This window comes from Pseudomonas gozinkensis (assembly GCF_014863585.1).
GTDB lineage: Bacteria > Pseudomonadota > Gammaproteobacteria > Pseudomonadales > Pseudomonadaceae > Aquipseudomonas > Aquipseudomonas gozinkensis.
Window position 1 is genome coordinate 6,011,157 of the sequence record NZ_CP062253.1, and the last position, 26,131, is coordinate 6,037,287.

The 26,131-nt window shown below is 62.0% G+C and carries 20 protein-coding genes and 1 pseudogene; 10 read left to right on the top strand and 11 right to left on the bottom strand.

Going from position 1 to position 26,131, the window contains the following annotated elements; genetic code table 11:
* Positions 1-127 precede the first annotated feature (127 nt).
* A complete protein-coding gene (gene gbcA / locus IHQ43_RS26870) occupies positions 128-1,420 on the top strand; it encodes a glycine-betaine demethylase subunit GbcA (RefSeq protein WP_192562664.1) in 1,293 nt (430 codons plus the stop codon).
* Positions 1,421-1,534: 114 nt separating this feature from the next.
* Here gbcA and IHQ43_RS26875 read toward each other — a convergent pair whose 3' ends face one another.
* The 9 genes from IHQ43_RS26875 to IHQ43_RS26915 form a co-directional block, all read right to left on the bottom strand.
* Entirely contained in the window at positions 1,535-2,779 is a 1,245-nt protein-coding gene (locus tag IHQ43_RS26875) for a metallophosphoesterase family protein (protein ID WP_192562665.1), read from the bottom strand.
* A 25-nt stretch (positions 2,780-2,804) separates the two neighbouring features.
* Positions 2,805-4,673, bottom strand: a complete 1,869-nt coding sequence (locus IHQ43_RS26880; RefSeq protein ID WP_192562666.1) for a c-type cytochrome — start codon at positions 4,671-4,673, stop codon at positions 2,805-2,807.
* 163 nt (positions 4,674-4,836) lie between these two features.
* Positions 4,837-8,289, bottom strand: coding sequence for a GMC family oxidoreductase N-terminal domain-containing protein (locus tag IHQ43_RS26885; RefSeq protein ID WP_192562667.1), 3,453 nt, complete (start codon positions 8,287-8,289; stop codon positions 4,837-4,839).
* Positions 8,290-9,283: 994 nt separating this feature from the next.
* On the bottom strand, positions 9,284-10,054 hold the full coding sequence (gene etfB / locus IHQ43_RS26890; RefSeq protein WP_192562668.1) for an electron transfer flavoprotein subunit beta: 771 nt from the start codon (positions 10,052-10,054) through the stop codon (positions 9,284-9,286).
* A gap of 9 nt (positions 10,055-10,063) precedes the next feature.
* The gene (gene etfA / locus IHQ43_RS26895) at positions 10,064-11,284 is read right to left on the bottom strand and encodes an electron transfer flavoprotein subunit alpha (protein ID WP_102716761.1); all 1,221 of its coding nucleotides are present in this window, start codon (positions 11,282-11,284) and stop codon (positions 10,064-10,066) included.
* Positions 11,284-13,233, bottom strand: coding sequence for a dimethylglycine demethylation protein DgcB (gene dgcB, locus IHQ43_RS26900; RefSeq protein WP_074692124.1), 1,950 nt, complete (start codon positions 13,231-13,233; stop codon positions 11,284-11,286). Before dgcB ends, etfA begins: the two co-directional genes overlap by 1 nt.
* Before the next feature lie 155 nt (positions 13,234-13,388).
* On the bottom strand, positions 13,389-15,449 hold the full coding sequence (dgcA, locus tag IHQ43_RS26905) for a dimethylglycine demethylation protein DgcA (protein WP_011336289.1): 2,061 nt from the start codon (positions 15,447-15,449) through the stop codon (positions 13,389-13,391).
* 15 nt (positions 15,450-15,464) lie between these two features.
* Positions 15,465-15,995, bottom strand: a complete 531-nt coding sequence (locus IHQ43_RS26910; protein WP_192562669.1) for a DUF5943 domain-containing protein — start codon at positions 15,993-15,995, stop codon at positions 15,465-15,467.
* Between the two features lie 77 nt (positions 15,996-16,072).
* Entirely contained in the window at positions 16,073-17,050 is a 978-nt protein-coding gene (locus IHQ43_RS26915) for a dipeptidase (protein ID WP_007959776.1), read from the bottom strand.
* Between the two features lie 234 nt (positions 17,051-17,284).
* Here IHQ43_RS26915 and IHQ43_RS26920 point away from each other — a divergent pair, with 234 nt between their 5' ends.
* From IHQ43_RS26920 to IHQ43_RS26930, 3 genes and pseudogenes are all read left to right on the top strand, one after another.
* Entirely contained in the window at positions 17,285-17,686 is a 402-nt protein-coding gene (locus tag IHQ43_RS26920; RefSeq protein WP_007959774.1) for a lysozyme inhibitor LprI family protein, read from the top strand.
* Between the two features lie 16 nt (positions 17,687-17,702).
* Positions 17,703-17,921: pseudogene (locus IHQ43_RS26925) on the top strand (helix-turn-helix domain-containing protein); the annotation flags it as partial.
* Positions 17,922-17,953: 32 nt separating this feature from the next.
* A complete protein-coding gene (locus IHQ43_RS26930) occupies positions 17,954-18,370 on the top strand; it encodes a DUF3010 family protein (protein ID WP_102685736.1) in 417 nt (138 codons plus the stop codon).
* On the opposite strand, the gene IHQ43_RS26935 is transcribed toward IHQ43_RS26930, so the two are convergent.
* Positions 18,371-19,543, bottom strand: coding sequence for an ATP-binding protein (locus IHQ43_RS26935; protein ID WP_192562670.1), 1,173 nt, complete (start codon positions 19,541-19,543; stop codon positions 18,371-18,373).
* A gap of 68 nt (positions 19,544-19,611) precedes the next feature.
* Positions 19,612-20,556, bottom strand: coding sequence for a GlxA family transcriptional regulator (locus IHQ43_RS26940; RefSeq protein ID WP_192562671.1), 945 nt, complete (start codon positions 20,554-20,556; stop codon positions 19,612-19,614).
* A 192-nt stretch (positions 20,557-20,748) separates the two neighbouring features.
* Here IHQ43_RS26940 and IHQ43_RS26945 point away from each other — a divergent pair, with 192 nt between their 5' ends.
* From IHQ43_RS26945 to IHQ43_RS26970, 6 genes are all read left to right on the top strand, one after another.
* On the top strand, positions 20,749-21,693 hold the full coding sequence (locus tag IHQ43_RS26945; protein ID WP_192562672.1) for a choline ABC transporter substrate-binding protein: 945 nt from the start codon (positions 20,749-20,751) through the stop codon (positions 21,691-21,693).
* Positions 21,694-21,768: 75 nt separating this feature from the next.
* The gene (gene cdhC / locus IHQ43_RS26950; RefSeq protein ID WP_011336296.1) at positions 21,769-22,656 is read left to right on the top strand and encodes a 3-dehydrocarnitine:acetyl-CoA trimethylamine transferase CdhC; all 888 of its coding nucleotides are present in this window, start codon (positions 21,769-21,771) and stop codon (positions 22,654-22,656) included.
* 141 nt (positions 22,657-22,797) lie between these two features.
* Positions 22,798-23,763 (top strand): L-carnitine dehydrogenase, encoded by a 966-nt coding sequence (locus IHQ43_RS26955; protein ID WP_007959763.1) that lies wholly within the window; start codon positions 22,798-22,800, stop codon positions 23,761-23,763.
* A gap of 129 nt (positions 23,764-23,892) precedes the next feature.
* A complete protein-coding gene (locus tag IHQ43_RS26960) occupies positions 23,893-24,369 on the top strand; it encodes a thioesterase family protein (RefSeq protein ID WP_064380221.1) in 477 nt (158 codons plus the stop codon).
* Between the two features lie 24 nt (positions 24,370-24,393).
* Positions 24,394-25,557: a gamma-butyrobetaine dioxygenase gene (locus tag IHQ43_RS26965; RefSeq protein ID WP_192562673.1), complete on the top strand. Its 1,164-nt coding sequence runs from the start codon at positions 24,394-24,396 to the stop codon at positions 25,555-25,557.
* Positions 25,558-25,831: 274 nt separating this feature from the next.
* A complete protein-coding gene (locus IHQ43_RS26970) occupies positions 25,832-26,095 on the top strand; it encodes a hypothetical protein (protein ID WP_192562674.1) in 264 nt (87 codons plus the stop codon).
* The last annotated feature ends 36 nt before the right edge of the window (positions 26,096-26,131 follow it).

Consider the following 26,131-nt stretch of genomic DNA (forward strand, 5'->3'; position numbering starts at 1 on the left):
CGGGCAGCGCCGGCCCCACACTCGCCCCTACTACAAACCGTTTCTTTACACCTTGCGTAGCACCCTTTAGCCGCACACCAGATCAGCCACTTTCGCGGCCACGCAGATGGCCTTGAGGAATTCATCGATGGACACCGCAAAAATCAGCCTGGGCGACCTGCTGGAACCCGCACGCAAGGCCACCGCACAAATGCTGCAGGAACGCGAGCGCACCTATTCGCTGCCGCAACCGTTCTACAGTGACGAGCGCCTGTTCGATATCGACATGCAGGAGATCTTCCAGAAAGAGTGGTTGATCGCCGGCATGACCTGCGAGATCCCGGCCAAGGGCAACTACATCACCCTGCAGATCGGCAAGAACCCGATCATCGTCATTCGCGGCGCAGAAGGCGTGGTGCACGCGTTCCACAACGTCTGCCGCCACCGTGGCTCGCGCCTGTGCACCAGCGACAAGGGCAAGGTCGCCAAACTGGTCTGCCACTACCACCAGTGGACGTATGAGCTGGACGGCCGCCTGCTGTTCGCCGGCACCGAGATGGGTGCCGACTTCGACATGAAGCAGTACGGCCTCAAACCGGTGAACGTGAAGACCGCCGGCGGCTACATCTTCATCAGCCTGGCGGAGAACCCGCCGGCCATTGATGACTTCCTGTCGACGCTGAACCACTACATGGAACCGTACGACATGGAGAACACCAAGGTGGCGATTACCACCACCTTGATGGAAAAGGCCAACTGGAAACTGGTGCTGGAAAACAACCGCGAGTGCTACCACTGCAACGGTTCGCACCCCGAGCTGCTGAAAACCCTGCTGGAATGGGACGACGTCACCGACCCGCGCGCCGATCAGGCGTTCAAGGACCACGTCGCCGCCTCCGCCGCTGCCTGGGAAGCCGAGAAGATCCCTTACGCCCACGCCAGTTTCGGCCTGCGTAACCGCATCGTGCGCATGCCGCTGCTCAAGGGCACCGTGTCGATGACCATGGACGGCAAACAGGGCTGCGCCAGGCTGATGGGCCGGATCAAAAACCCGGACCTGGGCTCGATGCGCATCCTGCACCTGCCGCACTCGTGGAACCACTGCATGGGCGACCACATCATCGTGTTCACCGTGTGGCCGATCAGCGCCCAGGAAACCATGGTTACCACCAAGTGGATCGTCCACAAGGATGCCGTGGAAGGCGTGGATTACGACGTCGAGCGCATGCGCAAGGTGTGGGACGCGACCAACGATCAGGACCGGCGCCTGGCGGAAGAAAACCAGCGCGGGATCAACTCCACCGCCTACCAGCCGGGCCCGTACTCGAAGACTTATGAGTTCGGCGTGGTCAACTTCGTCGACTGGTACAGCGAGCGGATGCTGAGCAACCTCGGGGCCGAGCCGGCGCCGTACCTCAAAGGCGTACCGGTCCAAGGCTAAAAGCATCGCTGGCAAGCCAGCTCCCACAGGGTTCTTCGGTGTGCACTAATGTTGTGAGCACCACAAAACCTGTGGGAGCGAGCTTGCTCGCGATGGCGTCCTTACAGACACCCCTCACTTCGATGACCACCTCACGCTGCCATCCTCCCCGATAAACTCTTCAAAAATCTCCTCCCCCACCAACCTGATCTTTGCGTACCCGTTCAACACCCGCAGCGGATAGTCCGGATCGTTCGCATCCTTCGTCTCCGAAAACAACACCCGCGAATGCCCGTTCAGCTCGCTGGTGGTGCCATAGGGAATCGCCCCGTGCCCGGCGCAGCGTGCATGCAACCCGCCCTGAGTCGCGTAGACGATGCCGTTATGCAGATGCCCCCAGTACCAGTAATCCGGCTCGCGCCCCAGGGCATCGCAAACCGGCTGATACAGCGCGGTCTTGTTGTGCCCGGTGATGTCGAAACCCTGATGGTGGCTGAGCACCATGAGTTTCTTGCGTTTCGGCAGGCCTTTCATCCACTCGATCTGCGGCTTGTTCAGCGTGCCGTCCATGTACAGGTTCATCACGTCCGAGGCGTACGCCGTATCCAGTCCGACAATCAGCCAGTCGTCGTTGATCAGGGCAAAGTAGCTGGTGCCCTGCTGGCCCGGGAAACGTGCGGCCAGTTCCTTGAAATAACCGTGGGCGCCGCTGTACATCTCGTGGTTGGAATTGAGGGTGAACGAGCCGTGCGTACCCATCGGCCAGCCGGCCATGTCGGTGTCTTCCTGGGAGTGAGTACCGGCGTAATAGACATCCCCCAGGTGAATGGTGAAATCGGCATTGGCCAGTTGCATCTGGTTGGCCACCGACACCGCCGGCGCATGGCTGTTGAACGGCCCGGTGCCCCAGTCGCCGGCAATTGCCAGCGTCACTTCGCGCTCCATTGTCACCAGCGCCGGATCGGTGCCGAAGGTCGCGTGATGGCGCAGGTTTTCGATCCACTTGAGCAGCGCCTCGCTCCACAACAGATCCAGCAGCTCCCACTTGCGACAGCCCAGCAGCGTGCCGTCCTTGAGCACCTTGGTCTGCAGTTGATCGGGCGATTGCGGCAACGGCGTCGCGTTGCCGATGCGCAGGATCGACAGGCCGTGGGACAACTCCCACGGCACCGCCGGCTCGTCGTCCGGCAGCTCGCCGTGCTTGAGCACGTATTGCGCCTGATCGTGACCGCGCTGGAGCAATTTGATGATGGCTTGAAACTCCTGCGGCTCCAGCTCGCTGATGAGCTTCATCCAGGCCATTTCGATGCGCGTAAGCAAGCCGTGCAGGCGTACCTTGACCTTGTCGTATTCGTGTTTCAGATGTCCGACCGCTGACATGGCGTAATCCTCTATCCGTAAGGGTTCACAGGGTTTTCATGAATTCGATCAGCGCACGCTTGTCGTCGTCCGACAGCGTCGTGCCGTACAGGTGGCCGCTGTTGTGGTTGCCCTCCAGGCGCGTGTCGTAGGTGAAATCCGCCGAGGCTTTGGCCTGGGCGCCGCTGGTGACGAAGCCGACGTTGACCGGGTCGTAGACATCGGAGCCGGTGATGAACACCTGCGGACGTTTTTCCGGCGGTTGCAGCAAATCCCACAGGGTCGGCACCGAGCCGTTGTGCAGGTACGGCGCACGCAGCCAGATCCCGTCGGTGGGCGTGTTGCTGTAGCTCTGGGTCTTGCGGTAGGCGCCGAAATCGAACGGCGGTTTCTTGAAGGTGTGGAACGCCGCCACCAACCCGGTGGTGAACGAGTTCAGCCGGTGCGGATCGGTGCCGAGCTGATCGATGTTGGTGGTGACCTGCCCGGTATCGGTACGCCCGAAATCGTGACAACCCGCGCAATTGGCCTCCCACACCGGTTTGCCCTGGGCGACCTTGGCCTGATCCAGTGCCCACGGCCACGCCGGCGCCTTGTGCCCGAGCAGCCAGTTGGTCACCCGGTTGAAACTCGGCGGCAGCACCGATTCCGGCGTCGCGCCCACCGCCATCGCGGCGGCGTAGTTGCGCTCGTGGATCTTGTTGTTATTGCCGTCCCAGTGCAGGTACATCGATTCCCGGGGTTTCTGGTTCCACACTTGCGGCAGGTCGACGGTGCCAATGGTCGAGTCATCCGGGAAGCCGAACACCACCATTTTCGTCGGGTTGAACGTGTCGGTGCGCCCCGGCCCCTGTTGCGGGCGCAGTTTCTGCCAGGCGTAGGCCTGCTTCTGTTTGAGCAGCGCGGTCTTGGCCATCGGGATGATCAAGTAACGGTTGTAGATCTTCTCGAAGAAGCCCAGCTGGAACTTGCTGTTGATCGCCGCCATCACCGCGTCGGTGGTGAATTTCGGGTCGCTGGCGCAATCGTAGGCGAACCACTGGAAGGCCTGCAGTTGCAGGGTGTTGGCCGGGGCGCTCGGCACATTGACCGCGACGTCGCTGGCATTCGCCCGATAGGAGCCGGTGTGGCACAGCGCGCAGTTCGGCTCGACGGTCGGGTAACCGATCTGCCGCTTGGCCATGCCGATCGGCAGGTCCTTGCCGTTCTCGAACAGGAATCCGAAGACTTCCCAGCCACCGGGTTTCGGCAGTTTTTCCGGGCACATCTGCGGCAATACCGAGAACAGGTAATACGGAATCCGCGCTTCGATGCCGAGGCCGATGGCGGCGTATTTGTAGTGATCTTCGTCGGAGGCGTAATCCTGCTCCGGCACCACGCGCAGCATCTGATACCAGGTCTGGTAACCGATGAACGCCAGCAACGCCAGCACGATCAGCGTGCCGACCTTGAACGCGTGACTCTGCCACTGCCGCGCCCACGCTGCGCGCCATTCGCGCCAGCCGTCACAGAGCAGCGCCAGGGGTCGGTTTTCCGGCGTGGTGCCGAGGTACAGCAGGATGCCGAGGATCAGGAAAAAGCTCAGGTCGCCCATCAGCATCGGCACGAACACCGAGCCCTGGCTGCTGGTGTTGATCAGGTAGATCCAGAACGCCACCGCGATCAGCCGAGTCAGCACGCAGAGCCAGGAGTGCACCACATAGCGCGGCGCGTTGAAGCCCGACGGCATGTAGAACACGCTGATGCCCACCAGCAGCATCCCGGCGTTTTCCAGCCACGGGTCGGAGAGTTGCGGCGGCAGGCCGACCACCGATGTCAGCAACCCCGGCGCAAACAGCGCCGGGATCGCGAACACCATGTTCATCGCAATGCCGAGCCAGATGAAGCGTTGAAACCAGCGGATGTAGCTGTCCATATCATCCATTTCCTTGTGCAGACTGGAGAGGTGTAGCGCCTGATATACCGCTATCGCTGGCAAGCCAGCTCCCACAGGGTCTAGAGGTGTTCACAGGATTAGTGCCTGGCACTATCCAATGTGGGAGCTGGCTTGCCAGCGATGCAGTCGACTCGGTCCGAGATCAACCGAGGGCTGTTTTCTCCAGGTGCTCAAGGATGATCGGATACACATCGACCACCGCGTTCTTGCCGAACATGCAATCGATGTGGCCGTAACCCGGCACCACATGCCGGCTGTAGCGCTCCGGCCCGTGCTTCTCGCAAACCCGCTGATAAGTCTTGAGCGTACTTTCCGGCAGATAACACTGGTTGTCGGCGCCGCTGATGAAGCAGATCGGCATGCTCAGCCGATCAAAGTGCGGCATGTATACGTCGTGCCCTTTGAAATCCACCAGATGCCCTTTGCGCACGATCAGCGCCAGGTGCTCGAAGGTCTCGATGTTCGACTCGCCGAACAACTCGTGCAGGTTGTCGTGCAGGGTTTCGTTGAGGGTGTCGTGGCGATACAGCGAGGCATACATGAAGGTGATGCGGTGGCACACCGGGTTGGTGCAATAGCCCTGGGCTTCGATCCGCGCGTAGCCGTTGAGCGCCTTGTCGTAGAGCCGGTTGAACCAGTTCTCCTTGCTGTCGGCATAAGCGGTCATCGATTTGATGCCGATCGCATCGAGCATTCCCGGCAAGTGCAGACCGGCCTTCAGCCCCGTTGCCGTCGCGACCACCGTATCGGCGGCAATCTGCGAGCAGACCACCGAACGCACACCCTGCAAACCGGCGAGCAGCGACATGAAGAACGTGGTCGCGCCGTAGCAATGCACCACGCACTGCACGTCTTTGGCGTGGGTTTCCTGCTGGATCTGTGCGATGGCGGCCTTGAAGTCGTACTGGGCGATCTGGTCGCCGTTCCATTCCTTCTTGCTTGCCGGCAGCAGGATGCTCACCCGGAAATCCAGCAGCCACACGTCGTAGTCGTGCTTGCAGAGAAACTCCAGCAGGTTGGTCTGGATCGTATCGGTGGAGAAGATATTCGAGCCCACCCCCAGACCATGCACCAGCATCACCGGGCCTTTGCTGCCGGCCTGATAGCGGGTCAGGCGCAACTGCACGCGGTCTTCAGTGGAGAAGAAATGCACGGCCGGCGTCGGTGCATCCAGTGGCCGTTTCAGCCGTGGTGGCGCGTCGGGGTTGAAGTATTTGTCACCGGCAAACACCCCGCCATAACTCTCCCAGAGAATCCCGGCGAAGAACTTGCCGAACCGCGCCAGCCCTTCGATGCGCTCACGCTCGTTGCGCGCATTGAGGACTTTCATGGTGGCCATCTGCTTGGCGAAATCGGTCGGTTTGATGTGCATCACCCCGGAGCCGATCACCTCGCCGGTCTTGTCCGGCCCGCGATACAGCGTCACGTAGAGAGTGCTGGTGTCGTGCCAGATGTTCAGCACGCCGTTGTCTTCCGGCACGGTCTTGAAGGCGCTGAAGAAATAGTCGTTACCGTCCTCGGCGGTCAGTTTCATGTCGTATTTCATGTGACGCGTATCGACCTGCTGCTCGAATTGCTCGAACAGGTTGAACACGCCGTTGCTGGCAGTCAGCGGTTCCGGCGACAGCGCCGGGGCGATCACCGTGCCGACGATGGTCGCAGCGTGTTCCGGCTCCTTGATCATGCGGTTGAGGTCATTGGCGGTGATGGTCAGGGTGAAGTCGATCGGCGAGTTGTCCGCCTCGCCGCGTTTGGCAGCCGCCTCATAAACCTTCAGATCGGTGCTTTGCGCGGCGGTGAAGGCGCGGGAGAAGTAGCCCTTCATGGTTTCGGTGAACTGCACGCCGAGAGTCGGCGGTGCGGTCTGTTTGCGCGGCGCCGACGGCAGCGTGTAGTCGATCGTCCAGCCGCGATCGGCGGCCAGCAGGCCCATGTTGCGCTCGCTCACGGCGGAGATGGTCAGCAGCGGGTTGACCGCCAGTGATGTCGGGATCACCGCGCCGTCGGTCACGTACAGGTTGGCGTAGACATCAGTGCCACTGGCGCCACTGAACACCTGGCCCTTGTGGTTGACCACGCCTTGCGCGGCGTCCTCGCCCATCACGCAACCGCCCAGCGGATGCACCGAGACGATGCTGTGCTTGAGCAGCCTGGTCCAGATCGGATTCTCCACCCAGATCCCGCCCAGGGCCTTGGTGCTCTGGTACAGCCGTTCGTTGCCGATCTTGAAGTTTTCCTGCTCGCCGACGCCCGGCCAGTCAATGCGCAGTTGATCCTTGTTGTCGAGGACCATGCGTCCCTGCCCACTGTCGTGGCTCATGATCAGGTAGGTCTGCATGTTGTGCAGCGCGCCGTGATACGGGCCGCGCAGGAAGCTTTCGGCTTCGCGCTCCTTGTACTTCACTTTGCCGCTGAAGCTGTCGTCGGTGGGCTTGCCGATCATCTCGGCGAACCCGGCCATCGCCGGCACCATCGGCCGGCCGAGCGCGCCGGGAATCGAGCCTTCCTCGATGACCATACGACTGCTGCGGTCACCCTCGGTGCGCATGTCGATGATCGAGGTGATGCACGGGCCGATCGGTTGCAGTTCCTTGGCCGAATGCGCGCCGAAACCGATGCCATTGATGGTCTGCTCGCAGTTGTGGCCGAAGCCGAGGATGTCGCCGTTGCCGCTCATGTTTTCGCCGAGCTGGCCGGACATCACCAGGCCCTTGTCCCGCGAGCGCAGCAAAATTTCGGTGGAGCCGAGAGTGCCGGCAGACACCACGACGATGTCGGCTTTCACAAACAGCGTCGGCGCGTCGAACTTCTCGCGGCCGCTGTCCAGGTATTGGAAGTGCACGATCCAGCCGTTGCCGTCGCGCTCCAGATGCCGCACCTGGGCCTGGCAGAAAATCTCCGCGCCGTGGTTGGTGGCGTCCGGCAGGTAGTTCATCAGCGTGGTGTTCTTGGCCTTGTTGTTACAGCCCGACACGCAGTCACCGCAGTGGTTGCACGGCAGTTGCTCGACGCCGACGTGGTTGAGGTTGTTGGGCAGTTTGTCGAAGGTCACGTTGATCGGCGGCTTGTAGAAGTGCGCGCCTTGCTTGAGGAAGTCTGCGGACTTTTTGTTGGCATCAAGCTTCGGCAGGTTCGGCGCGGTGCTCGGGTAGGGATTGGGCTTGAGCATCTCCCGGGCCTTGGCGTAGCCCGCCTTGAGTAAGCCGTCCTGGTCATTGCGCACCGCCAGTGGCCAGCGTGGATCCTGGAATACCTCATCGGTCGGCTCCAGGGAAACGTTGGCATTGATCAGCGACGTGCCGCCGAGGCCGCAACCGACCACCACGTTCTGCTGGGCGTTGACGTGCAGGTCGAACAACCCGGTGCGCGAGCCGATGTGGCCGTCCGGATCATGTACCTGCAATTCCTCGGTCGCGGCGATCATGGTGTTGGGGTATTCGCCGGGCCGGATTTCCCGACCACGTTCCAGCAGACAGACCTTTTTACCGGCCCGGGACAGGCGCGACGCGGCAATGCCGCCGCCGTACCCGGAGCCGATGACGATCACGTCGTAGTGTTCCTTGATTTCGCTGATGGGCGTTGCGATCCGTGTCATGAGGTGGTTCCTCTCTCAGGCAGATGGGGCAACTCTGCGGTTGCCTGCAATCAATGGGCGAACGGGCACCTGGCCTCCGGGAAATCCCGACGGCAGTACAACGGTTTGGGCAGGAATCAGGCGCTACAGGCGGGCGTGCTGATTGGCGGCTCGACGCAACGTGCGCTTGCGCGGCGAAGGTGCCGGCGGAGCACGGAGCGTGCAGGGATTGAGGGCCAGGCGGTGTGGCTGGGTATCCATCACGCGTTCTCCCTGAACCAGATGTGGATAAGTGACGGCTGTCCTTGTGCCATTGCAGTGAAGACAGGCACCGGATCGAAGTCAAGGCAGCCTCTTAGAACTGTATGAAATCTGATCAATTGCCTTTTGGACTAAGCCAGCCGGGGGTTACAAGGTTTGGCGAACAAGTTATCCACATAGCCACCCACAGCTAATGGGGACAACTGTGGATGACCTGGAAAAATAAACGGGTTTTTGTGAAGAAAAACCGTGACTTATCCAGAAGCAGGGTTTCCATTAGCGATTGAGTATTTTTTGATCAAATCGCCGCATGGCACGGATTACGTGGCTTGCAGAGGATGGCGAACACCTTATCCACAGAAGCGCCAACAGAGTTCGGGGGTAACTTGGCGGGTGCTGTGGAAAAACGCTGGAGCCGTTGATAAATCGGGGTTTGCGTGGGGATTGCCGGGTTAAAACGCTGAATTGGACGTTTTTTGATCAGATCCTTGTAAGCCACGGTTTATAGGGCTCTTAGCGGATAGCGAACATCTTATCCACAGAAACGCCAACAGAGATTGGGGGCAAGTCGGGGAGTTGTGCTGGGAAAAATCTCAGAAAAAACCGCGAGTTAGGCTGGTTGTTTTTTGATCTGAGGGCTGGAGGGCTTGGTTTGTATGGGGTTTGGAGAGGGGCGAACATGTTATCCACAGAGTGGTTAACAGGGATTGTGGGTAAAGCGCCCTCTCCCGAAGGGAGAGGGTCAGCAACGGTTTCAGCGGACAACACCTTCTTCGATCAGCAGCTTGAGAATGGCTTCAGCACCGGCCTGCGCCGTCACGCCTTTCAGGACTTGCCCACCACCGCCACTGGCCTTGGCCGTCGCCGCCTTCATCCGGTCAGCCCCGCTCTTCGCCTTGATCACCTTCAACCGCTTTGGTCGTGGCTTGGCCGGTTGCAGGGTCGCCACCGCGAGCAATTCGTCGTCCACCACTTCCACGTCTTTAGCCTGAAGAGCGCCACGCCGCGCCGGGCCGTAAGCACTTTGCCGAGGCTTGGGCGCAGCGTTATCCACAGTCGCCAGAAACGGCAGGCGCACCTTCAACCGGCGGCGCTGCCCACGAGGCAACGCTTGCAGCACCAGCGCCGAGCCGTCGTTGATCGATTCGACCTGCGCCAGCCCCACCACCAGCGGCCAGCCCAGCCCCTCGGCCAGCAGGAACGGCAACATCCCCGAGCCCTCGCCGGTTTCTGCCTGGCTGCCAGTCAGTACGACTTGTGCACCGGCATCACGCAGATACTCGGTCAACGCCGGCAACGCGTCGGCGCCAGCCGGTTGTTCCAGCACATGCATCTGCGCAAGCCCCATGCCCAGATAGGCGCGCAGCGCCGGTTCGGCGATGTCGCCGGCGTGCAGCACTTGCAGGCTGTCCCCCGCCAGTTGCAGGCCGAGCTCCACCGCGCGGGCGTCCTGATCGGCGCGGCGCGGGCGGCCGGAGGTCGGGTGGGCGCCGATTGAAACCAGACTGATGATCTTTGTGCTCATAACCGTTCCTTAAGCCGCATCGCGCTTGGCTTCGTTGCGGTAAGCCTCTACCGCCGCGATCAAGGCCTGAAGAATTTCCGCGCTTTCGCCGATCACCGACAGGTCGGCACGCTTGATCATGTCGCAACCCGGATCGAGGTTGATCGCCACCACCTTGTCGCAGGCACCGATGCCTTGCAGGTGCTGGATCGCCCCGGAAATCCCCACGGCCACGTAAACCCGAGCGGTGACCCAGGTGCCGGACGCGCCGACCTGTCGATCACGGGCCATGAAGCCGTCGTCCACCGCCACCCGCGAAGCGCCTTCGGTGGCGCCGAGGGCGGCGGCAGTCCTGTGGAAAAGCGCCCAGTCCTTGACCCCGTTGCCGCCGGAGAAGATGAACTCGGCTTCGGCCATCGGAATCGCCGCCGGATCCACCGCCACCGCACCCAGATCCTCGATCCGCGACAGACTGCGCGCCACAGGTGTGGATAACTCAACCGGCAGCGCTTCGTGTCGGGTTTCACTGACCGGCTCGGCACATTCGGCGGACGCCAGAATCAGCCGCGCCACCGGGCGGGCAAGATCCTGCAACCCGGCACCGGCGCGGCCGATGCACTCCTGATCCTTGACCTGCCACACCCGTGTAGCCGGGCGTTCGCCCAGTGCGGCAGCAAAGCGCCGCCCGAGTTCGCCGCCACCGCTGCGGCTGTCCGGCAACAGCCAGTGACGCGGGTTGAACTGGTTATCCACAGCCCGCAGACCCTGGATCCGTTGTTCCGGTGCATAACCGCTGAACTCTTCGCCTTCCAGCACCAGCAGGCGGTCAACGCCCGCCGTGGCGAAAGCGTTTTCCTTGTGCTCGCCGAACACCACGGCCAGCACCGCACCGTCGCTGCCGGCCAACTGATGAGCCAGGCCGAGCAAATCACGGTCATGGCTGCTCAAGCGGCCGCCGACCATGTCCGGCACCACGCTGATGTAGAACGCCGGGGCCGGCACCTGATGCAGCGGCAATTGCACTTCGACCGCTGCCGAACGTTTGACCGCCCCGCCCTGCTGGGCGCCGCTGCGGTCGATGCGCTTGATGCCGTTCGGCCCGATGAAGCCGATGCCGTGCAGGTTCTTGCGGATGATCCCGTTGGGGCCCATCCAGCTGTGTTGCGCCGGTTGCATGGCCGCGTGCAGCGGGTGCAGACGGTTACGTGCAATCCATTCGGCGCGGGGGTCGCGGCGGATAATGTCGCTCATCAGTGGGCCTCCGCAGGTTCACGTTTGGCCGGGGTGGCAGGCTTGTTCGGCGCGGCATCTTCGAGCAGCGCGTCGGCCACCAGTTCGGCGATGTCCTTGATCAGCGGACGCGGTTCGACCACGCCTTCGAGCATCGCCGTGCACTGTGGACAACCCACGGCCACCAGTTCGGCGCCGGTCTCGCGGATGTCCTCCATGCGCATGTCGGGAATCCGCTGCTTGCCCGGAATGTCGGTGATCGGCGCCCCGCCACCGCCGCCGCAGCAGCGCGAACGGAATCCGGAACGTTGCATTTCCTTGATCTCGATGCCGAGGGCGCGCAGCACTTCGCGCGGCGCTTCGTACTCGCCGTTGTAGCGGCCGAGGTAGCACGGATCGTGGTAAGTCACGCTGTTGCCTTTGTGCTGACCGAGGTTCAGCGCGCCGGCCTGGATGATTTCCGCCAGGTAGGTGCTGTGATGCTGCACGAGGTAGTTGCCGTCGAACGCGCCGTACTCGTTTTTCAGCACGTGGAAACTGTGCGGATCGCAGGTGACGATGCGGTTGAAGCTGTATTTGGCCAGGGTCTGGATGTTGCGTTTGGCGAGCAACTGAAAAGTCGCTTCATCACCCAGACGTCGGGCCACGTCGCCGCTGTCGCGTTCTTCCAGACCCAGCACCGCGAAGTCGACCTTGGCCGCTTTCAGCACTTTGACGAACGCACGCAGAGTGCGCTGATTGCGCATGTCGAAGGCACCGTCGCCGACCCAAAACAGCACGTCGGTGGACTTCTTCTCGCTGAGCAGATTGAGGTTCAGGTCCGCCGCCCAGTTCATCCGTCCGCCCGGGGCGAAACCGCCGGGGTTGTCGGTGGCGATCAGGTTTTCCAGGACTTCGGCGCCCTTGTTCGGGGTCGCGCCTTTTTCCAGGGTCAGGTGCCGGCGCATGTCGACGATGGCATCGACGTGCTCGATCATCATCGGGCATTCCTCGACGCAGGCGCGGCAGGTGGTGCACGACCACAGGGTTTCGGCATCGACCAGACCGTTGACGATCGGTTGATGCGGATTGCCGCTGTGTTCGCCCACCGGTTTGCCCGGATACGGGCTGCCGGCGAACTTGGCATCGGTGCCGCCGGCGAGGCCGACGACCATGTCCTGAATCAGTTTTTTCGGGTTCAGCGGCTGGCCGGCGGCGAACGCCGGGCACGCCGCTTCGCACTTGCCGCACTGCACGCAGGCGTCGAAACCGAGCAACTGGTTCCAGGTGAAATCCTTGGGTTTCTCCACGCCCAGCGGCGCGGTCGGATCATTCAGGTCCAGCGGTTTCAAACCGGTGGAACGACCACCACCAAAACGTTCGGCGCGACGGTGCCAAGCCAGATGCAACGCACCGGCGAAGGCGTGTTTCATCGGGCCGCCCCAGGTCATGCCGAAGAACAGCTCGGACACGCCCCACAGCACACCGATGCCGAGAATCGCTGCCAGCACCCAGCCGCCGAAGTTCTCCGGCAGGATCCCGGCCACCGGCAAGGTCACCAGGAAGAACGAGGCCGAGAACGCCAGCAGGCTTTTCGGCAGGCGCATCCACGGGCCTTTCGACAGCCGCGACGGCGGATTGAGGCGACGCCGATAAACGAAGATCGCCCCGACGAACATCACCGCCGTCATCAGCAGCAACGCGTAGCCGAGAATGCGGTTATGCAGGCCGAAACCGTGTACCAGAATCGCCAGCACGATCGACGCCACCGCACCGCCCGCCGTGGCGACGTGGGTGTTGGCGATGTATTTGTCCCGCGCCACCACGTGGTGCAGATCGACCATGTAACGCTTGGGCATGGCGAACAGGCCGCCGATCAGATCGACCTTCGAGGCCCGGCCTCGGCGCCACATGGCCACCCGCCGCAACGCGCCCAGCACCGCGAGGGCCAGGGCTGCGAACAACAGGATTGGAAGAAGGGTGTTCAACATGGTGAAGCTCCCACCAGTACAGCCTGGAGAAACACGTTCGGCGTGTTCCTGTGGGAGCGAGCTTGCTCGCGAAAGCGCCGGGTCAGTCGATGCAGCGGTGACTGACAGAATGCATTCGCGGGCAAGCCCGCTCCCACAGGGTCATGTGCAAGTTTTTAGAAATCCTTGCAGAGGCGCAGGGCGTCGTAGATGGCGGCGTGGGTATTGCGCTGCGCCACGCAGTCACCGATGCGGAACAGCAGGTAACCGTCGCCGGTGCTGCTCAGCGAAGGTTGCGGCTGGATCGCGAACAGCGCCTCGACATCGATCTGGCCCTTGTTGCGCGAGCCATCCTTCAGCGCGTAGTAGATTTCTTCGTCCGGGCGCACGCCGTTCTCGACGACCACCTGATCCACCACCCGCTCCTCTTTGGCGCCGGTGTATTCGTTCTCCAGCACGGCAACGAGCTTGTCGCCTTCGCGGTAGACCTTCTCCAGCATCATGTCGCCGGTCATGATCACTTCTTTCGGGTACATGCTGCGGTAGTAGGTCGGGAACGACGTACCGCCGATGGCCACGCCCGGCTTGATGTCGTCGGTGACGATCTCGACCTGGCTGCCCTTGTCGGCAAGGAAATCGGCCACCGACATCCCGGTGAACTCGCAAATGGTGTCGTAGACCAGCACGTTCTTGCCCGGCGCAACCTTGCCGTCGAGCACGTCCCAGCTGCTGACCACCAGCCCTTCGGCGGCGCCCCAGTGTTCGTTCTGCTCCAGGTACGGGTGCCCGCCGACGGCCAGCACCACGATGTCCGGACGCAGGTCCATGATGGTATCGGCGTCCGCTGCTGTTCCCAGACGCAGGTCGACTTTCAGCCGCGCCAGCTCCAGCTGGAACCAGCGGGTGATACCGGCGATCTGGTCACGCTGCGGCGCTTTCGAGGCGGTAGTGATCTGGCCGCCGATGAATTCTTTCTTCTCGAACAGGGTCACGTCGTGGCCACGTTCGGCTGCCACACGGGCAGCTTCCATCCCCGCCGGGCCGGCACCGACGATCACCACCTTGCGTTTCGGCCCGGTGGATTTCTCGATGATGTGCGGCACGCCCATGTATTCACGGGACGTCGCGGCGTTCTGGATGCACAGCACATCCAGACCCTGGTACTGACGGTCGATGCAGTAGTTGGCGCCGACGCACTGTTTGATCTGGTCGATCTGGCCCATCTTGATCTTGGCGATCAGGTGCGGGTCGGCGATGTGGGCGCGGGTCATGCCGACCATGTCGACGTAACCGCCCTCGAGAATCCGCGTCGCCTGGTTCGGGTCCTTGATGTTCTGCGCGTGCAGCACCGGAACCTTGACCACTTCCTTGATCCCGGCCGCCAGGTGCAGGAACGGCTCCGGTGGATAACTCATGTTCGGAATCACGTTGGCCAGGGTGTTGTGGGTGTCGCAACCCGAGCCGACGACGCCGATGAAATCGAGCATGCCGGTGTCGTCGTAATACTTGGCGATCTGCTTCATGTCTTCGTGGGACAGACCGTCCGGGTGGAACTCGTCGCCGCAGATGCGCATGCCGACGCAGAAGTCGTCACCGACCTCGGCGCGCACGGCTTTGAGGACTTCCAGACCGAACTTCATCCGGCCTTCAAAGGTACCGCCCCATTCGTCGGTACGCTTGTTGACGCGCGGACTCCAGAACTGGTCGATCATGTGCTGGTGCACGGCCGACAGTTCGACGCCGTCCAGGCCACCAGCCTTGGCGCGGCGAGCCGCTTGCGCGTAGTTGCCGATCACCCGCCAGATCTCTTCCGGCTCAATCGTTTTGCAAGTGGCGCGGTGCACCGGTTCACGGATACCCGACGGCGACATCAGGGTCGGCCAGTGGAAACCGTCCCAACGGGAGCGTCGACCCATGTGGGTAATCTGGATCATGATCTTGGCGCCATGCTTGTGCATGGCGTCGGCGAGATTCTGGAAGTGCGGGATGATCCGGTCGGTGGACAGGTTCACCGAACTCCACCATTGCTGCGGGCTGTCGATCGCCACCACGGACGAACCGCCACAGATCGCCAGGCCGATGCCGCCCTTGGCTTTCTCTTCGTAATACTTGACGTACCGTTCGGTGGTCATGCCGCCGTCGGTCGCGTAGACCTCGGCGTGCGCGGTGCTGAGCACGCGGTTGCGGATGGTCAGTTTGCCAATTTGAATTGGCTGAAACATTGCTTCGAAAGCCATGGCGGGTTCCTCGACTTACAACGGCTTGACGGTGAACAGGCCGTCGTCGTGGCCTTCTTCGGAGCCACCGTAAACCTGCTCGGCCACGGTGCGGATCTTGCTGCCGCGAGCGGCGAGGATCTGGTCCATGGCACCGGCAAACCAGCCGGTGAACATGTAGTCGACCTTGCGCCCGACCTTGCCGTAGACGTAGACGAACGCCGAGTGTTCGAGCTTGACGCTGCAGGTGCCTTTGCCGAGGTCGATGTCCTGGATCTTGAACAGGCCCCAGCCGCGCTGCGACAGGCGCTTCATGTAGTGCTCGAACACCGCGACGCCTTCCAGGCCGTGGCACTCGGCTTCTTTTTCACACCAGTGCCAGGCGGATTTGTAGCCGGCCTTGTAGAGGATTTCGGCATAGGCGTCGGCGCCCAGCACTTCCTCGATGCCCATGTGGTTGTTCACGAAGAAGTGGCGCGGCACATACAGCATCGGCAGGGCGTCGGAGGTCCAGACACCGGTCTCGCTGTCGACTTCGATTGGCAATTGCGGGGCGATCTTGGCCATGGAAACTTAACTCCAGAAAAATTTTGGTGTTGCCCCCGGCGCGGACGGCCGGGGGAAAGTATTCGGGAAGCGGCGGCTTACTCGCCCCAGACGTCTTTCAGGACGTTGACCCAGTTTTCGCCCATGATCTTGCGCACGACTCGTTCGGAGTGGCCGCGCTTGAGCAGGGTTTCGGTCAGGTTCGGGAACTCGCCGACGGTGCGGATGCCCAGCGGGTTGATGATCTTGCCGAAGTTGGTCAGACGGCGGGCGTAGCCCTTGTCGTGGGTCAGGTATTCGAAGAAGTCCTGACCGTGACCCTGGGTGAAGTCGGTGCCGATGCCGATGGCGTCTTCGCCGACGATGTTCATGGTGTATTCGATGGCTTCGGCGTAGTCGTCGATGGTCGAATCGATGCCCTTGGCCAGGAACGGCGCGAACATGGTCACGCCGACGAAACCGCCGTGGTCGGCAATAAACTTAAGCTCTTCATCGGACTTGTTGCGCGGGTGCTCTTTGAGCCCCGACGGCAGGCAGTGGGAATAGCAGACCGGTTTTTTCGATTCGAGGATGACTTCCTCGGAAGTCTTGGAACCGACGTGGGACAGGTCGCACATGACGCCGACACGGTTCATCTCGGCGACGATTTCGCGACCGAAGCCCGACAGGCCGCCGTCACGTTCGTAGCAACCGGTGCCCACCAGGTTCTGGGTGTTGTAGCACATCTGCACGATGCCGACGCCGAGCTGCTTGAACACCTCGACATAGCCGATCTGGTCTTCAAAGGCGTGGGCGTTCTGGAAGCCGAAGAGGATGCCGGTCTTGCCCTGCTCCTTGGCCTTGCGGATGTCGGCGGTGGTGCGGACGGGGATCACCAGGTCGCTGTTTTCGCGAATCAGTTTCTGGCTGGCGGCGATGTTGTTGACCGTGGCCTGAAAGCCCTCCCACACCGACACGGTGCAGTTGGCCGCCGTCAGACCGCCCTTGCGCATGTCTTCGAACAGCTCGCGGTTCCATTTGGCAATGATCAGACCGTCGATAACGATGCTGTCGGCGTGTAATTCGGCTGGGCTCATCAGGCGTCCCCTTATTGGCGATTCATGCGCCGAATCGTCTGCCGGCGCTTTGGGGCCAGCATATGCCTCGGTGCGCGACCAGCCGGGTGCAAAAACGACAGGGGAATTGCCGAAAGCGTCAATCCGCGACAAAGGGTCGCCAACCGGTCCGACCGGCCACCTGTTCAAGCCCGCGAGCTTGAGCCAGAATCTGCCGCATCCCGGAAACACCACTGGATTAGAGCGGCGACATCAATGAAATCGATCTTCCTGGCCCTGGCCCTGATTGCGACCGGCGTACACGCCGCCGAAGAGTCCGACAACAACCCCTGCGACGCGGTGGAAAACGACATCCAGACCCTGGAATGCTCGACTTACAGCCGCACCACCGCCGAGGACCTGCTCAAGGACAACTACGCCAGCCTGAACGAGCGCATGCAGACCACCTACGGCAAGAACCCGGCGCAACTGGCCGACATCACCGCCAAACTCAAGGCCGCCCAGCAACAATGGCTGAAAACCCGCGACGCCGACTGCGCCGTCGAAGCCTTCCCGGCGACGGACGGCAGCAAGGCCTTCAAGATTGCGCAGAACGATTGCGTGGCGCGGATGAGTGACGAGCGGTCGGAGTTTTTGGAGTCGATAGGCCAGGAGTGAGTCGAAGATGGAAAGCATGATTCCCCACGAAGTCGTTAGCCGCATCGTTGATGGCGCCCTCCCGGTTCGCGCCTGGCGCGAACATCTCAACCTGACCCAGGAAGAAGTCGCGAAACGCATGGGCATTTCGCAGCCAGCCTTCGCCCAGCAGGAAACCGTTGCAAAGCCGCGCAAGGCCACTCGCGAAAAGATTGCAGCGGCGTTTGGTATCACCGCCAACCAGCTTGAGCTGTAAGCTGCACCTCTTCAGCCAATCAAGGGATTCACATGAACATCTGCGGTATCGAAATCAAAGGCAGTGAAGCGATCATCGCCGTGGCGTCCCTCGACGGTTCGGTGCTGAGCCATGTCGCGCTGAGCACCAAGAAAATCGCGCTGGACGATGACGACGAGGCGGCCAACGTGAAGCTGTTCGCGGCTCAGGTGGCGTCGTTCGTGCGCGAGAACTCGATTGATCGCATCGCGATCAAGAAGCGCAGCAAGAAGGGCGAGTTTGCCGGTGGCCCGACCACGTTCAAGATCGAGGGCGTGTTTCAGTTGCTGGACGGTTGCGAGGTGACGTTGCTGTCGCCACAGACGATCAATGCCCAGGCCAAGAAGCACAATTTCGAGCTGCCGGGCACGCTGAACAAGTATCAGCATGAAGCCTACAAGGCCGCGTGCTCGGCATTGGTGAAGAAGTAATTAGCGCGTTTTGCGTGCGCTCAGCCAGTCGCCGAAGGACTTGTCTTCCAGCGCATAACCACCACGGCTCGACTTCCACACCAGCTCCTTGTCACGCAGGGCATCGATGCAGGCCTGAATGGTCTGGGTGCCCGGCACCACGTCGCTGCCCAGGTTTTCCAGTGCCTTGCTGACCGCGATGAGCGTGCTGTCGGTGAACGGTGCAAAAGGCTCGTTGTTCTGTGAGCGCTCCACCATCACTTCCAGCACGGCGCGCTGAGGGATGGTCAGCGCGTTCCAGGCGCTTTCGAACTCGGTCCACACGCCTGCGCGCAACAATTCGGCACGGCTTTGCAGCAGCTGCCCCAGATTGCTGGCCTCACCCAGCTCCAGCGCGACTTCGCCGATGATGGTGCGCAACATTTCCGGGCGCCGCCCCACCAACTCAAAGGCGTCGTCGATATCGGCCGCACTGAACTGGTTGGTCTCGGCCAGATGGGCATTGAGGTGCAAGGTGTACGCTTGGGTGAACTCTTTCCCCAACAGCGGAAAGGGTGTGATGCTCGAGCCGAAAAACGGTTGGCTCTTGCCCAGCACCAGGTGGGCGAGCTTGTCGCGATTGGAACCGGTGAACACCAGATGCAAACCGCTGCCCTCGCCTTCACGTCCCTGGTTGAGCTGATCCCGAGCTGCCTTCAGGGCAAACATCGCGTTGATGCCCGCGGCGGTGGTGAGCGCGTGCTGGGCCTCATCGATCACCAGCACTACGGATTTTTCGGCGGCGCTGTGGAGCAACTCCAGTGCTTGAGTCAGAGTCGCGCCCGCCGGCAGTTGCGGCTTGGTGAAATCCCAGGACAAGGTGCGCAGAAAGCTGAGTTTTTCGATGCCGATATTCTTCGCCAGTTTGCGGATGCCCTTTTCGAAGGGGACCAACGCACCCGCAATGGCACTGGCGATCAGGTCAGCAGGGTCTTTTTCCTTGTCGGCCCACAGGTCGACATAAACCGTCAGCCAGCCTCGGGCCTGGCATTCCGGGATCAGATCCTCCCGCAAAAAGGTACTTTTGCCGGTGCGCCGCGGCGCTGCCAGAAAAAGGCCGGAGGTGAAATCCTGCAGACCCGCACCCACCAGACCATCGGCAACGCTGCGGGCCAGAGCGGGGCGGCGGAAGACGAAGCCGTTGTTTCTGGACATGGTTTTACACTCAATTATTCAAACGACTGTAATTTATACCTAAAAGTATAATTAACTATAATCGCCCGTCAAACGGCCTCCCGTCGCCGATCCTCCCGTGGACACCGTGCAAACTTCGCCCGGTAGCTGCGGGTGAAATACGACGGTGATTCAAACCCGCAGGCGATGCTGACTTCCAGCACGCTCATGTCGGTCTGGCGCAACAGCTGCCGGGCCTTTTCCAGTCTCAAGCGCAGATAGAAATTGCTCGGAGTGTCGTTCAGGTGCAGGCGAAACAGGCGCTCCAGTTGCCGCCGCGTCACCTTGATCGACTCCGCCAGTTCCAGCGTGGTCAGCGGTGGTTCGCTGTGCTGCTCCATCTCGCCGATCACATGCACCAGCTTCTTGTTGCTGATGCCGTAACGCGTGGCGACTTCCATGCGCTGGTGGTCTTTGCGCGGACGAATCCGCCCCAATACAAACTGCTCGCTGACCTGGATCGCCAGCTGCGGGCCGTGAGCCTGGGCGATCAGGTCGAGCATCAGGTCGATGGAGGCGGTGCCGCCGGCAGACGTGATACGCCGACGGTCGATCTCGAACAGCTCCTGGGTGACGCTGAGCTGTGGATAAGATTCCTTGAAGGCATCGATGGCCTCCCAGTGCAGCGTCAGGCGATGACCATCGAGCAGGCCCGCCTCGGCAAGGACGAAGCTGCCGGTGTCGATGGCGCCGAGGGTCACGCCTTCGTTGTCCAGCCGTCGCAGCCAGTGCTCCAGCGCCGGGGTGGCGAACTTCAGCGGTTCGAAACCGGCGACCACCAGCAGCGTCGCACCCTTCTTCAGCGGTTCAAGCGCCGCATCGGCGTTGACCGACATCCCGTTGCTCGCCAGCACCGCCCCGCCATCGTCGCTCAAGACGTGCCAGCGGTACAGCTCGCCGCGAAAGCGGTTGGCCACCCGCAGCGGTTCGATCGCAGAGATGAAACCGATGGCGGAAAAACCCGGCATCAACAGAAAGTAGAAATCCTGGGACATGGCGCGCACTCGGTCAGCGGGTAGCGTGCAACGTTGATACGCCAGTTGTCGGCGGCATTCAAGGGGACAGGTCGCTACAGTGCAAGAGCCAGTCGCCGCAGTGCGCTTTCAAGGGCGTACAGCTGCGTAATTTGAGCATCACCGGCGCACAGACACCGGAACCCACAATAACGACCTGCCGAGGAACCCGACATGAAACGACTGATCAGCAGCTGTGTTCTCGCACTCAGCGGTACCGCGTTTTTAAGCGCCAGCGTCATGGCGGCTGAACCCGCCGCCTGCCAGAACGTGCGCATGGGTGTGGTGAACTGGACCGACGTGATCGCCACCAGTGCCATGGCTCAGGTTCTGCTCGACGGCCTCGGCTACAGCACCAAACAGACCAGCGCCTCTCAGCAAATCGTCTTCGCCGGCATCCGCGACCAGCGTCTGGACCTGTTCCTCGGCTACTGGAACCCGCTGATGACCCAGACCATCACCCCGTTCGTCGATGCAAACCAGGTCAAGGTACTTGAAGCGCCAAGCCTCAAGGACGCCCGCGCTACCCTCGCCGTGCCGACCTATCTGGCGGACAAGGGCCTGAAAACCTTCGCCGATATCGCCAAGTTCGAGAAAGAACTGGGCGGCAAGATCTACGGCATCGAGCCAGGCTCGGGCGCCAACACCCAGATCAAGGCGATGATCGCCAAGAACCAGTTCGGCCTCGGCAAGTTCCAGCTCGTGGAATCCAGCGAAGCCGGCATGCTCGCCGCCGTCGATCGCGCCGTGCGCCGCAAGGAAGCCGTGGTGTTCTTCGGCTGGGCGCCGCACCCGATGAACGTCAACGTGCAGATGACCTATCTGACCGGCAGCGACGACGCCCTCGGCCCGAACGAAGGCATGGCCACCGTGTGGACCGTCACCGCGCCGAAATACGCCGAACAATGCCCGAACGTCAGCCGCCTGCTGAGCAACCTGACGTTCACCGCCGAAGACGAGAGCCGGATGATGCAGCCGCTGCTCGATCACAAGGATGCTTTCGAATCGGCCAGGCAATGGCTCAAGGATCACCCGCAGGACAAACAGCGCTGGCTCGAAGGCGTCACCACCTTCGATGGCAAACCGGCGGCTGAAAACCTCCAGCTCACCAGCAAATAAACCGCAACGAACGAACCACTTCGCAGCCCGCCACGGGCTGCGAACAGACCCATCACGCCTGAAGGAAAACGCACCATGAACCACGACGTCATCATCACCTGCGCACTCACCGGTGCTGGCGACACGACCGCCAAGAGCCCTCACGTGCCGGTCACCCCGAAACAGATCGCCGCAGCCGCAGTAGAAGCTGCCAAGGCCGGCGCCACGGTCGTGCACTGCCACGTCCGTGACCCGCAGACCGGCAAGTTCAGCCGCGACGTGGCGCTGTACCGCGAAGTCATGGAGCGCATCCGCGAAGCCGACGTCGACATCATCGTCAACCTCACCGCCGGCATGGGCGGTGACCTGGAAATCGGCCCGGGCGAGAACCCGATGGAGTTCGGCCCGAACACCGACCTGGTCGGCCCGCTGACCCGCCTGGCCCATGTCGAAGAACTGCTGCCGGAAATCTGCACCCTGGATTGCGGCACCCTGAACTTCGGCGACGGCGACACCATTTATGTCTCCACCCCGGCCCAGTTGCGCGCCGGTGCCAAGCGCATCACCGAGCTGGGCGTGAAAGCTGAGCTGGAAATTTTCGACACCGGCCACCTGTGGTTCGCCAAACAGATGATCAAGGAAGGCCTGCTCGACAACCCGCTGTTCCAGCTGTGCCTGGGCATCCCGTGGGGCGCGCCGGCCGACACCACCACCATGAAAGCCATGGTCGACAACCTGCCCGCCGACGCCGTGTGGGCCGGGTTCGGCATCGGCCGGATGCAGATGCCGATGGCGGCGCAAGCGGTGCTGCTCGGCGGCAACGTGCGGGTCGGTCTGGAAGACAACCTGTGGCTGGACAAAGGCGTGCTGGCGACCAACGGCCAACTGGTCGAACGCGCCAGCGAGATCCTCAGCCGCCTCGGCGCCCGCGTGCTGACCCCGGCTGAAGGTCGCAAGAAGATGGGCCTGACCCAGCGCGGCTGACGGCCACACATCAAACCCTGTGGGAGCGAGCTTGCTCGCGAAGAGGCCGGTACATCCGAAGCATCTTCATCAGCAGTGCCGCCGCATTCGCGAGCAAGCTCGCTCCCACAGGGAATCACCGAATTTTCCCAGGAAATCACCATGAGCTTTATCACCGAAATCAAAACCTTCGCAGCACTGGGCAGCGGCGTCATCGGCAGCGGCTGGGTCGCCCGCGCCCTCGCCCACGGCCTTGACGTGGTGGCCTGGGACCCGGCGCCGGGTGCCGAAGCGGCGCTGCGCAAACGCGTGGCCAACGCCTGGGGCGCACTGGAGAAAAACGGTCTGGCGCCGGGCGCTTCGCAGGATCGCCTGCGCTTTGTCGCGACCATTGAAGAATGCGTGCGCGATGCGGATTTCATCCAGGAAAGCGCCCCGGAACGCCTTGAACTGAAACTGGAGCTGCACAGCAAAATCAGCGCGGCGGCCAAGCCGAATGCGTTGATCGGTTCCAGCACTTCCGGCCTGTTGCCGAGCGAGTTCTACGAGAGCTCGACCCACCCGGAACGCTGCGTGGTCGGTCACCCGTTCAACCCGGTTTACCTGCTGCCGCTGGTGGAAGTGGTCGGCGGCAAGAACACCGCGCCGGAAGCGGTTCAAGCGGCGATGAAAGTCTACGAATCCCTCGGCATGCGCCCGCTGCATGTGCGCAAGGAAGTGCCGGGCTTCATCGCCGACCGCCTGCTCGAAGCGCTGTGGCGCGAGGCACTGCACCTGGTCAACGATGGTGTGGCGACCACCGGTGAAATCGACGATGCGATCCGCTTTGGCGCCGGTCTGCGCTGGTCGTTCATGGGTACATTCTTGACTTACACCCTGGCCGGTGGCGATGCCGGCATGCGCCACTTCATGTCGCAGTTCGGCCCGGCGTTGCAGTTGCCGTGGACGTACCTGCCGGCGCCGGAACTGACCGACAAGTTGATCGACGATGTGGTGGACGGCACCAGCGATCAACTGGGCCGGCACAGTATCTCGGCGCTGGAGCGCTATCGTGATGATTGTCTGCTGGCGGTGCTTGAGGCGGTGAAAACCACCAAAGAAAAGCACGGGATGAGTTTCAGCGAGTAATCCTTGCGCCAGCAATACCGGCCTCTTCGCGAGCAAGCTCGCTCCCACAGGGGACTGCATTTCGACTGTGGGAGCGAGCTTGCTCGCGAAGACGGCAGCCCAGACACCACCAATGGCGGAACAGATACCATGCCCACCCTCACCACCTACCAGACCCGCATCATCCCCGACTGGGTCGACTACAACGGCCACCTGCGCGACGCCTTCTACCTGCTGATTTTCAGCTACGCCACCGACGCCCTGATGGATCGTCTCGGCATGGACAGCAACAACCGCGAAGCCAGCGGCCACTCGTTGTTCACCCTCGAACTGCACCTCAACTATCTGCACGAAGTGAAGCTCGATGCCGAAGTCGAAGTGCGCACGCAGATCATCGGCCACGACCAGAAACGCCTGCACCTCTATCACAGCCTGCACCTGGCTGGCGGTGACAAGGAACTGGCCGGCAACGAACAGATGCTGCTGCACGTCGACCTCGCCGGGCCGCGCTCCGCACCGTTTACGCCGGACACCCTGGGCCGTCTGCAAGCCATCGTCGCCGAGCAGGCCGACCTGCCAGCGCCTGCTTACATTGGCCGGGTCATCGCCCTGCCCCCAGCCCGGTAAATTCATCCATCGCAAGGAGCCGCCATGTACACCGCCGCTGCAGTTGCCGATTTCCGTACTTATCCGTTGATCAGCGCGCTGAACGGCGTGCAGAACCTGGCGGATCGCGTCCTGATCGAATGGGCCGACGGGCGTGTCAGCCCGTTTCACCACGTGTGGCTGCGCGACAACTGTCCGTGTCCGCACTGCGTCTACAGCGTCACCCGCGAGCAGGTATTCGAGATCGTCGATGCCGCGCAGGATCTGTCGCCCTGCGCCGCGCATATCGACACCGATGGCTGCCTGCGCATCGACTGGCAGGACGGCCACCTCAGCCGCTTCGATGCGGGTTGGCTGCGGGCCCACGCCTATGACGACGAATCCCGCGCCGAACGCCTCGCCGCCAAACCTAAACCCTTCCTGTGGCGCAGCGATTTGCAGTTGCCGGTGTTCGACTATTCGGCCCTGATGAACGACAACACCGCGCTGCTGCAATGGTTGCTGGCGGTACGCGACATCGGCCTGACCCAGGTGCGCGGCGTACCCACCGAACCCGGCTCGCTGAAGCTGATCGCCCAGCGCATTTCGTTCATCCGCGAGAGCAATTTCGGCGTGCTGTTCAACGTGCAATCCAAGGCCGACGCCGACAGCAATGCCTACACCGCTTTCAACTTGCCGCTGCACACGGACCTGCCGACCCGCGAGCTGCAGCCGGGCCTGCAATTTCTGCATTGTCTGGTGAATGATGCCGAAGGTGGCGAGAGCATTTTCGTCGACGGTTTTGCGATTGCCGAAGCGTTGCGTCAGGAGGATCCCGCGTCGTTTCAGGCGCTGTGCGAGGTCCCGGTGGAGTTTCGCAACAAGGACCGCCGCAGCGACTACCGCTGCCTCGCGCCGGTCATCGCCCTGGATGCGCTGGGCCGGGTCGCGGAAATCCGCATGGCCAATTTTTTGCGCGGAGCGTTCGACACGTCCGTGGAGCAAATGCCGCTGCTGTATCGCGCTTACCGGCGCTTCATCGCCATGACCCGCGAGCCACGTTTCCGGGTGATGCAGCGACTCAATCCGGGCGAGCTGTGGTGCTTCGACAACCGCCGCACCCTGCACGCACGCAATGCGTTCGACCCGACCACCGGGGCCCGGCATTTTCAGGGCTGCTACATCGATCGGGATGAACTGCTGTCACGGATTCTGGTGTTGCAGCGCTAGACCGCGTCAGCGTTATTCGCAGGCAAAAAAAAGCCCCGATACAAGCCGTGACAGGATCGGGGCGAGGGTACTGTTGAGGAGCTGCCGTGGCGAGGGTGACCAAACCTTCGTGAAGCGAGCTGGGTCCAGTGTGCCCAGTCCCCTTGCCGGCAAGTTAGCCGAAAACGACATGCTCATAGCCAATGTGGACACTGCGACAAATCGCCCTTGCCGTGCCTGGGCATGCCTACCAGAATCGAGCCACGACCTCCGTTGCCGAAGAAGGATTCGCGTCATGATGTATGCCGATTTGATCGATCAGGAAGACCTGTTGGGCCAGCTCAAGTCGTTGGGCTTTCAAGTGCCGAGCGGCTCCACGGCCGAACAGGCTTGTGAGTGTGCGGTGCGAGGCCTGGACAATGTCCGTGCGTTCGAGCTGCGCAAAATGGTCAAGGACATGTACACCAGCGGCGCCAGCATCCAGCCTGCAGTGCGTCAGGCGATCGACAAACAATTGTTGCCGGCATTGGCGCTATACCAACAAACCCATAGCGCCTGACAGGCCGCCATCGCTGGCAAGCCAGCTCCCACATTG

Bases quoted from the DNA above. Each gene is read 5' to 3' on its own strand.
- gbcA (WP_192562664.1), top strand. From the start codon at position 128: ATGGACACCGCAAAAATCAGCCTGGGCGACCTGCTGGAACCCGCACGC.
- IHQ43_RS26875 (WP_192562665.1), bottom strand. From the start codon at position 2,779: ATGTCAGCGGTCGGACATCTGAAACACGAATACGACAAGGTCAAGGTA.
- IHQ43_RS26880 (WP_192562666.1), bottom strand. From the start codon at position 4,673: ATGGACAGCTACATCCGCTGGTTTCAACGCTTCATCTGGCTCGGCATT.
- IHQ43_RS26885 (WP_192562667.1), bottom strand. From the start codon at position 8,289: ATGACACGGATCGCAACGCCCATCAGCGAAATCAAGGAACACTACGAC.
- etfB (WP_192562668.1), bottom strand. From the start codon at position 10,054: ATGAGCACAAAGATCATCAGTCTGGTTTCAATCGGCGCCCACCCGACC.
- etfA (WP_102716761.1), bottom strand. From the start codon at position 11,284: ATGAGCGACATTATCCGCCGCGACCCCCGCGCCGAATGGATTGCACGT.
- dgcB (WP_074692124.1), bottom strand. From the start codon at position 13,233: ATGTTGAACACCCTTCTTCCAATCCTGTTGTTCGCAGCCCTGGCCCTC.
- dgcA (WP_011336289.1), bottom strand. From the start codon at position 15,449: ATGGCTTTCGAAGCAATGTTTCAGCCAATTCAAATTGGCAAACTGACC.
- IHQ43_RS26910 (WP_192562669.1), bottom strand. From the start codon at position 15,995: ATGGCCAAGATCGCCCCGCAATTGCCAATCGAAGTCGACAGCGAGACC.
- IHQ43_RS26915 (WP_007959776.1), bottom strand. From the start codon at position 17,050: ATGAGCCCAGCCGAATTACACGCCGACAGCATCGTTATCGACGGTCTG.
- IHQ43_RS26920 (WP_007959774.1), top strand. From the start codon at position 17,285: ATGAAATCGATCTTCCTGGCCCTGGCCCTGATTGCGACCGGCGTACAC.
- IHQ43_RS26930 (WP_102685736.1), top strand. From the start codon at position 17,954: ATGAACATCTGCGGTATCGAAATCAAAGGCAGTGAAGCGATCATCGCC.
- IHQ43_RS26935 (WP_192562670.1), bottom strand. From the start codon at position 19,543: ATGTCCAGAAACAACGGCTTCGTCTTCCGCCGCCCCGCTCTGGCCCGC.
- IHQ43_RS26940 (WP_192562671.1), bottom strand. From the start codon at position 20,556: ATGTCCCAGGATTTCTACTTTCTGTTGATGCCGGGTTTTTCCGCCATC.
- IHQ43_RS26945 (WP_192562672.1), top strand. From the start codon at position 20,749: ATGAAACGACTGATCAGCAGCTGTGTTCTCGCACTCAGCGGTACCGCG.
- cdhC (WP_011336296.1), top strand. From the start codon at position 21,769: ATGAACCACGACGTCATCATCACCTGCGCACTCACCGGTGCTGGCGAC.
- IHQ43_RS26955 (WP_007959763.1), top strand. From the start codon at position 22,798: ATGAGCTTTATCACCGAAATCAAAACCTTCGCAGCACTGGGCAGCGGC.
- IHQ43_RS26960 (WP_064380221.1), top strand. From the start codon at position 23,893: ATGCCCACCCTCACCACCTACCAGACCCGCATCATCCCCGACTGGGTC.
- IHQ43_RS26965 (WP_192562673.1), top strand. From the start codon at position 24,394: ATGTACACCGCCGCTGCAGTTGCCGATTTCCGTACTTATCCGTTGATC.
- IHQ43_RS26970 (WP_192562674.1), top strand. From the start codon at position 25,832: ATGATGTATGCCGATTTGATCGATCAGGAAGACCTGTTGGGCCAGCTC.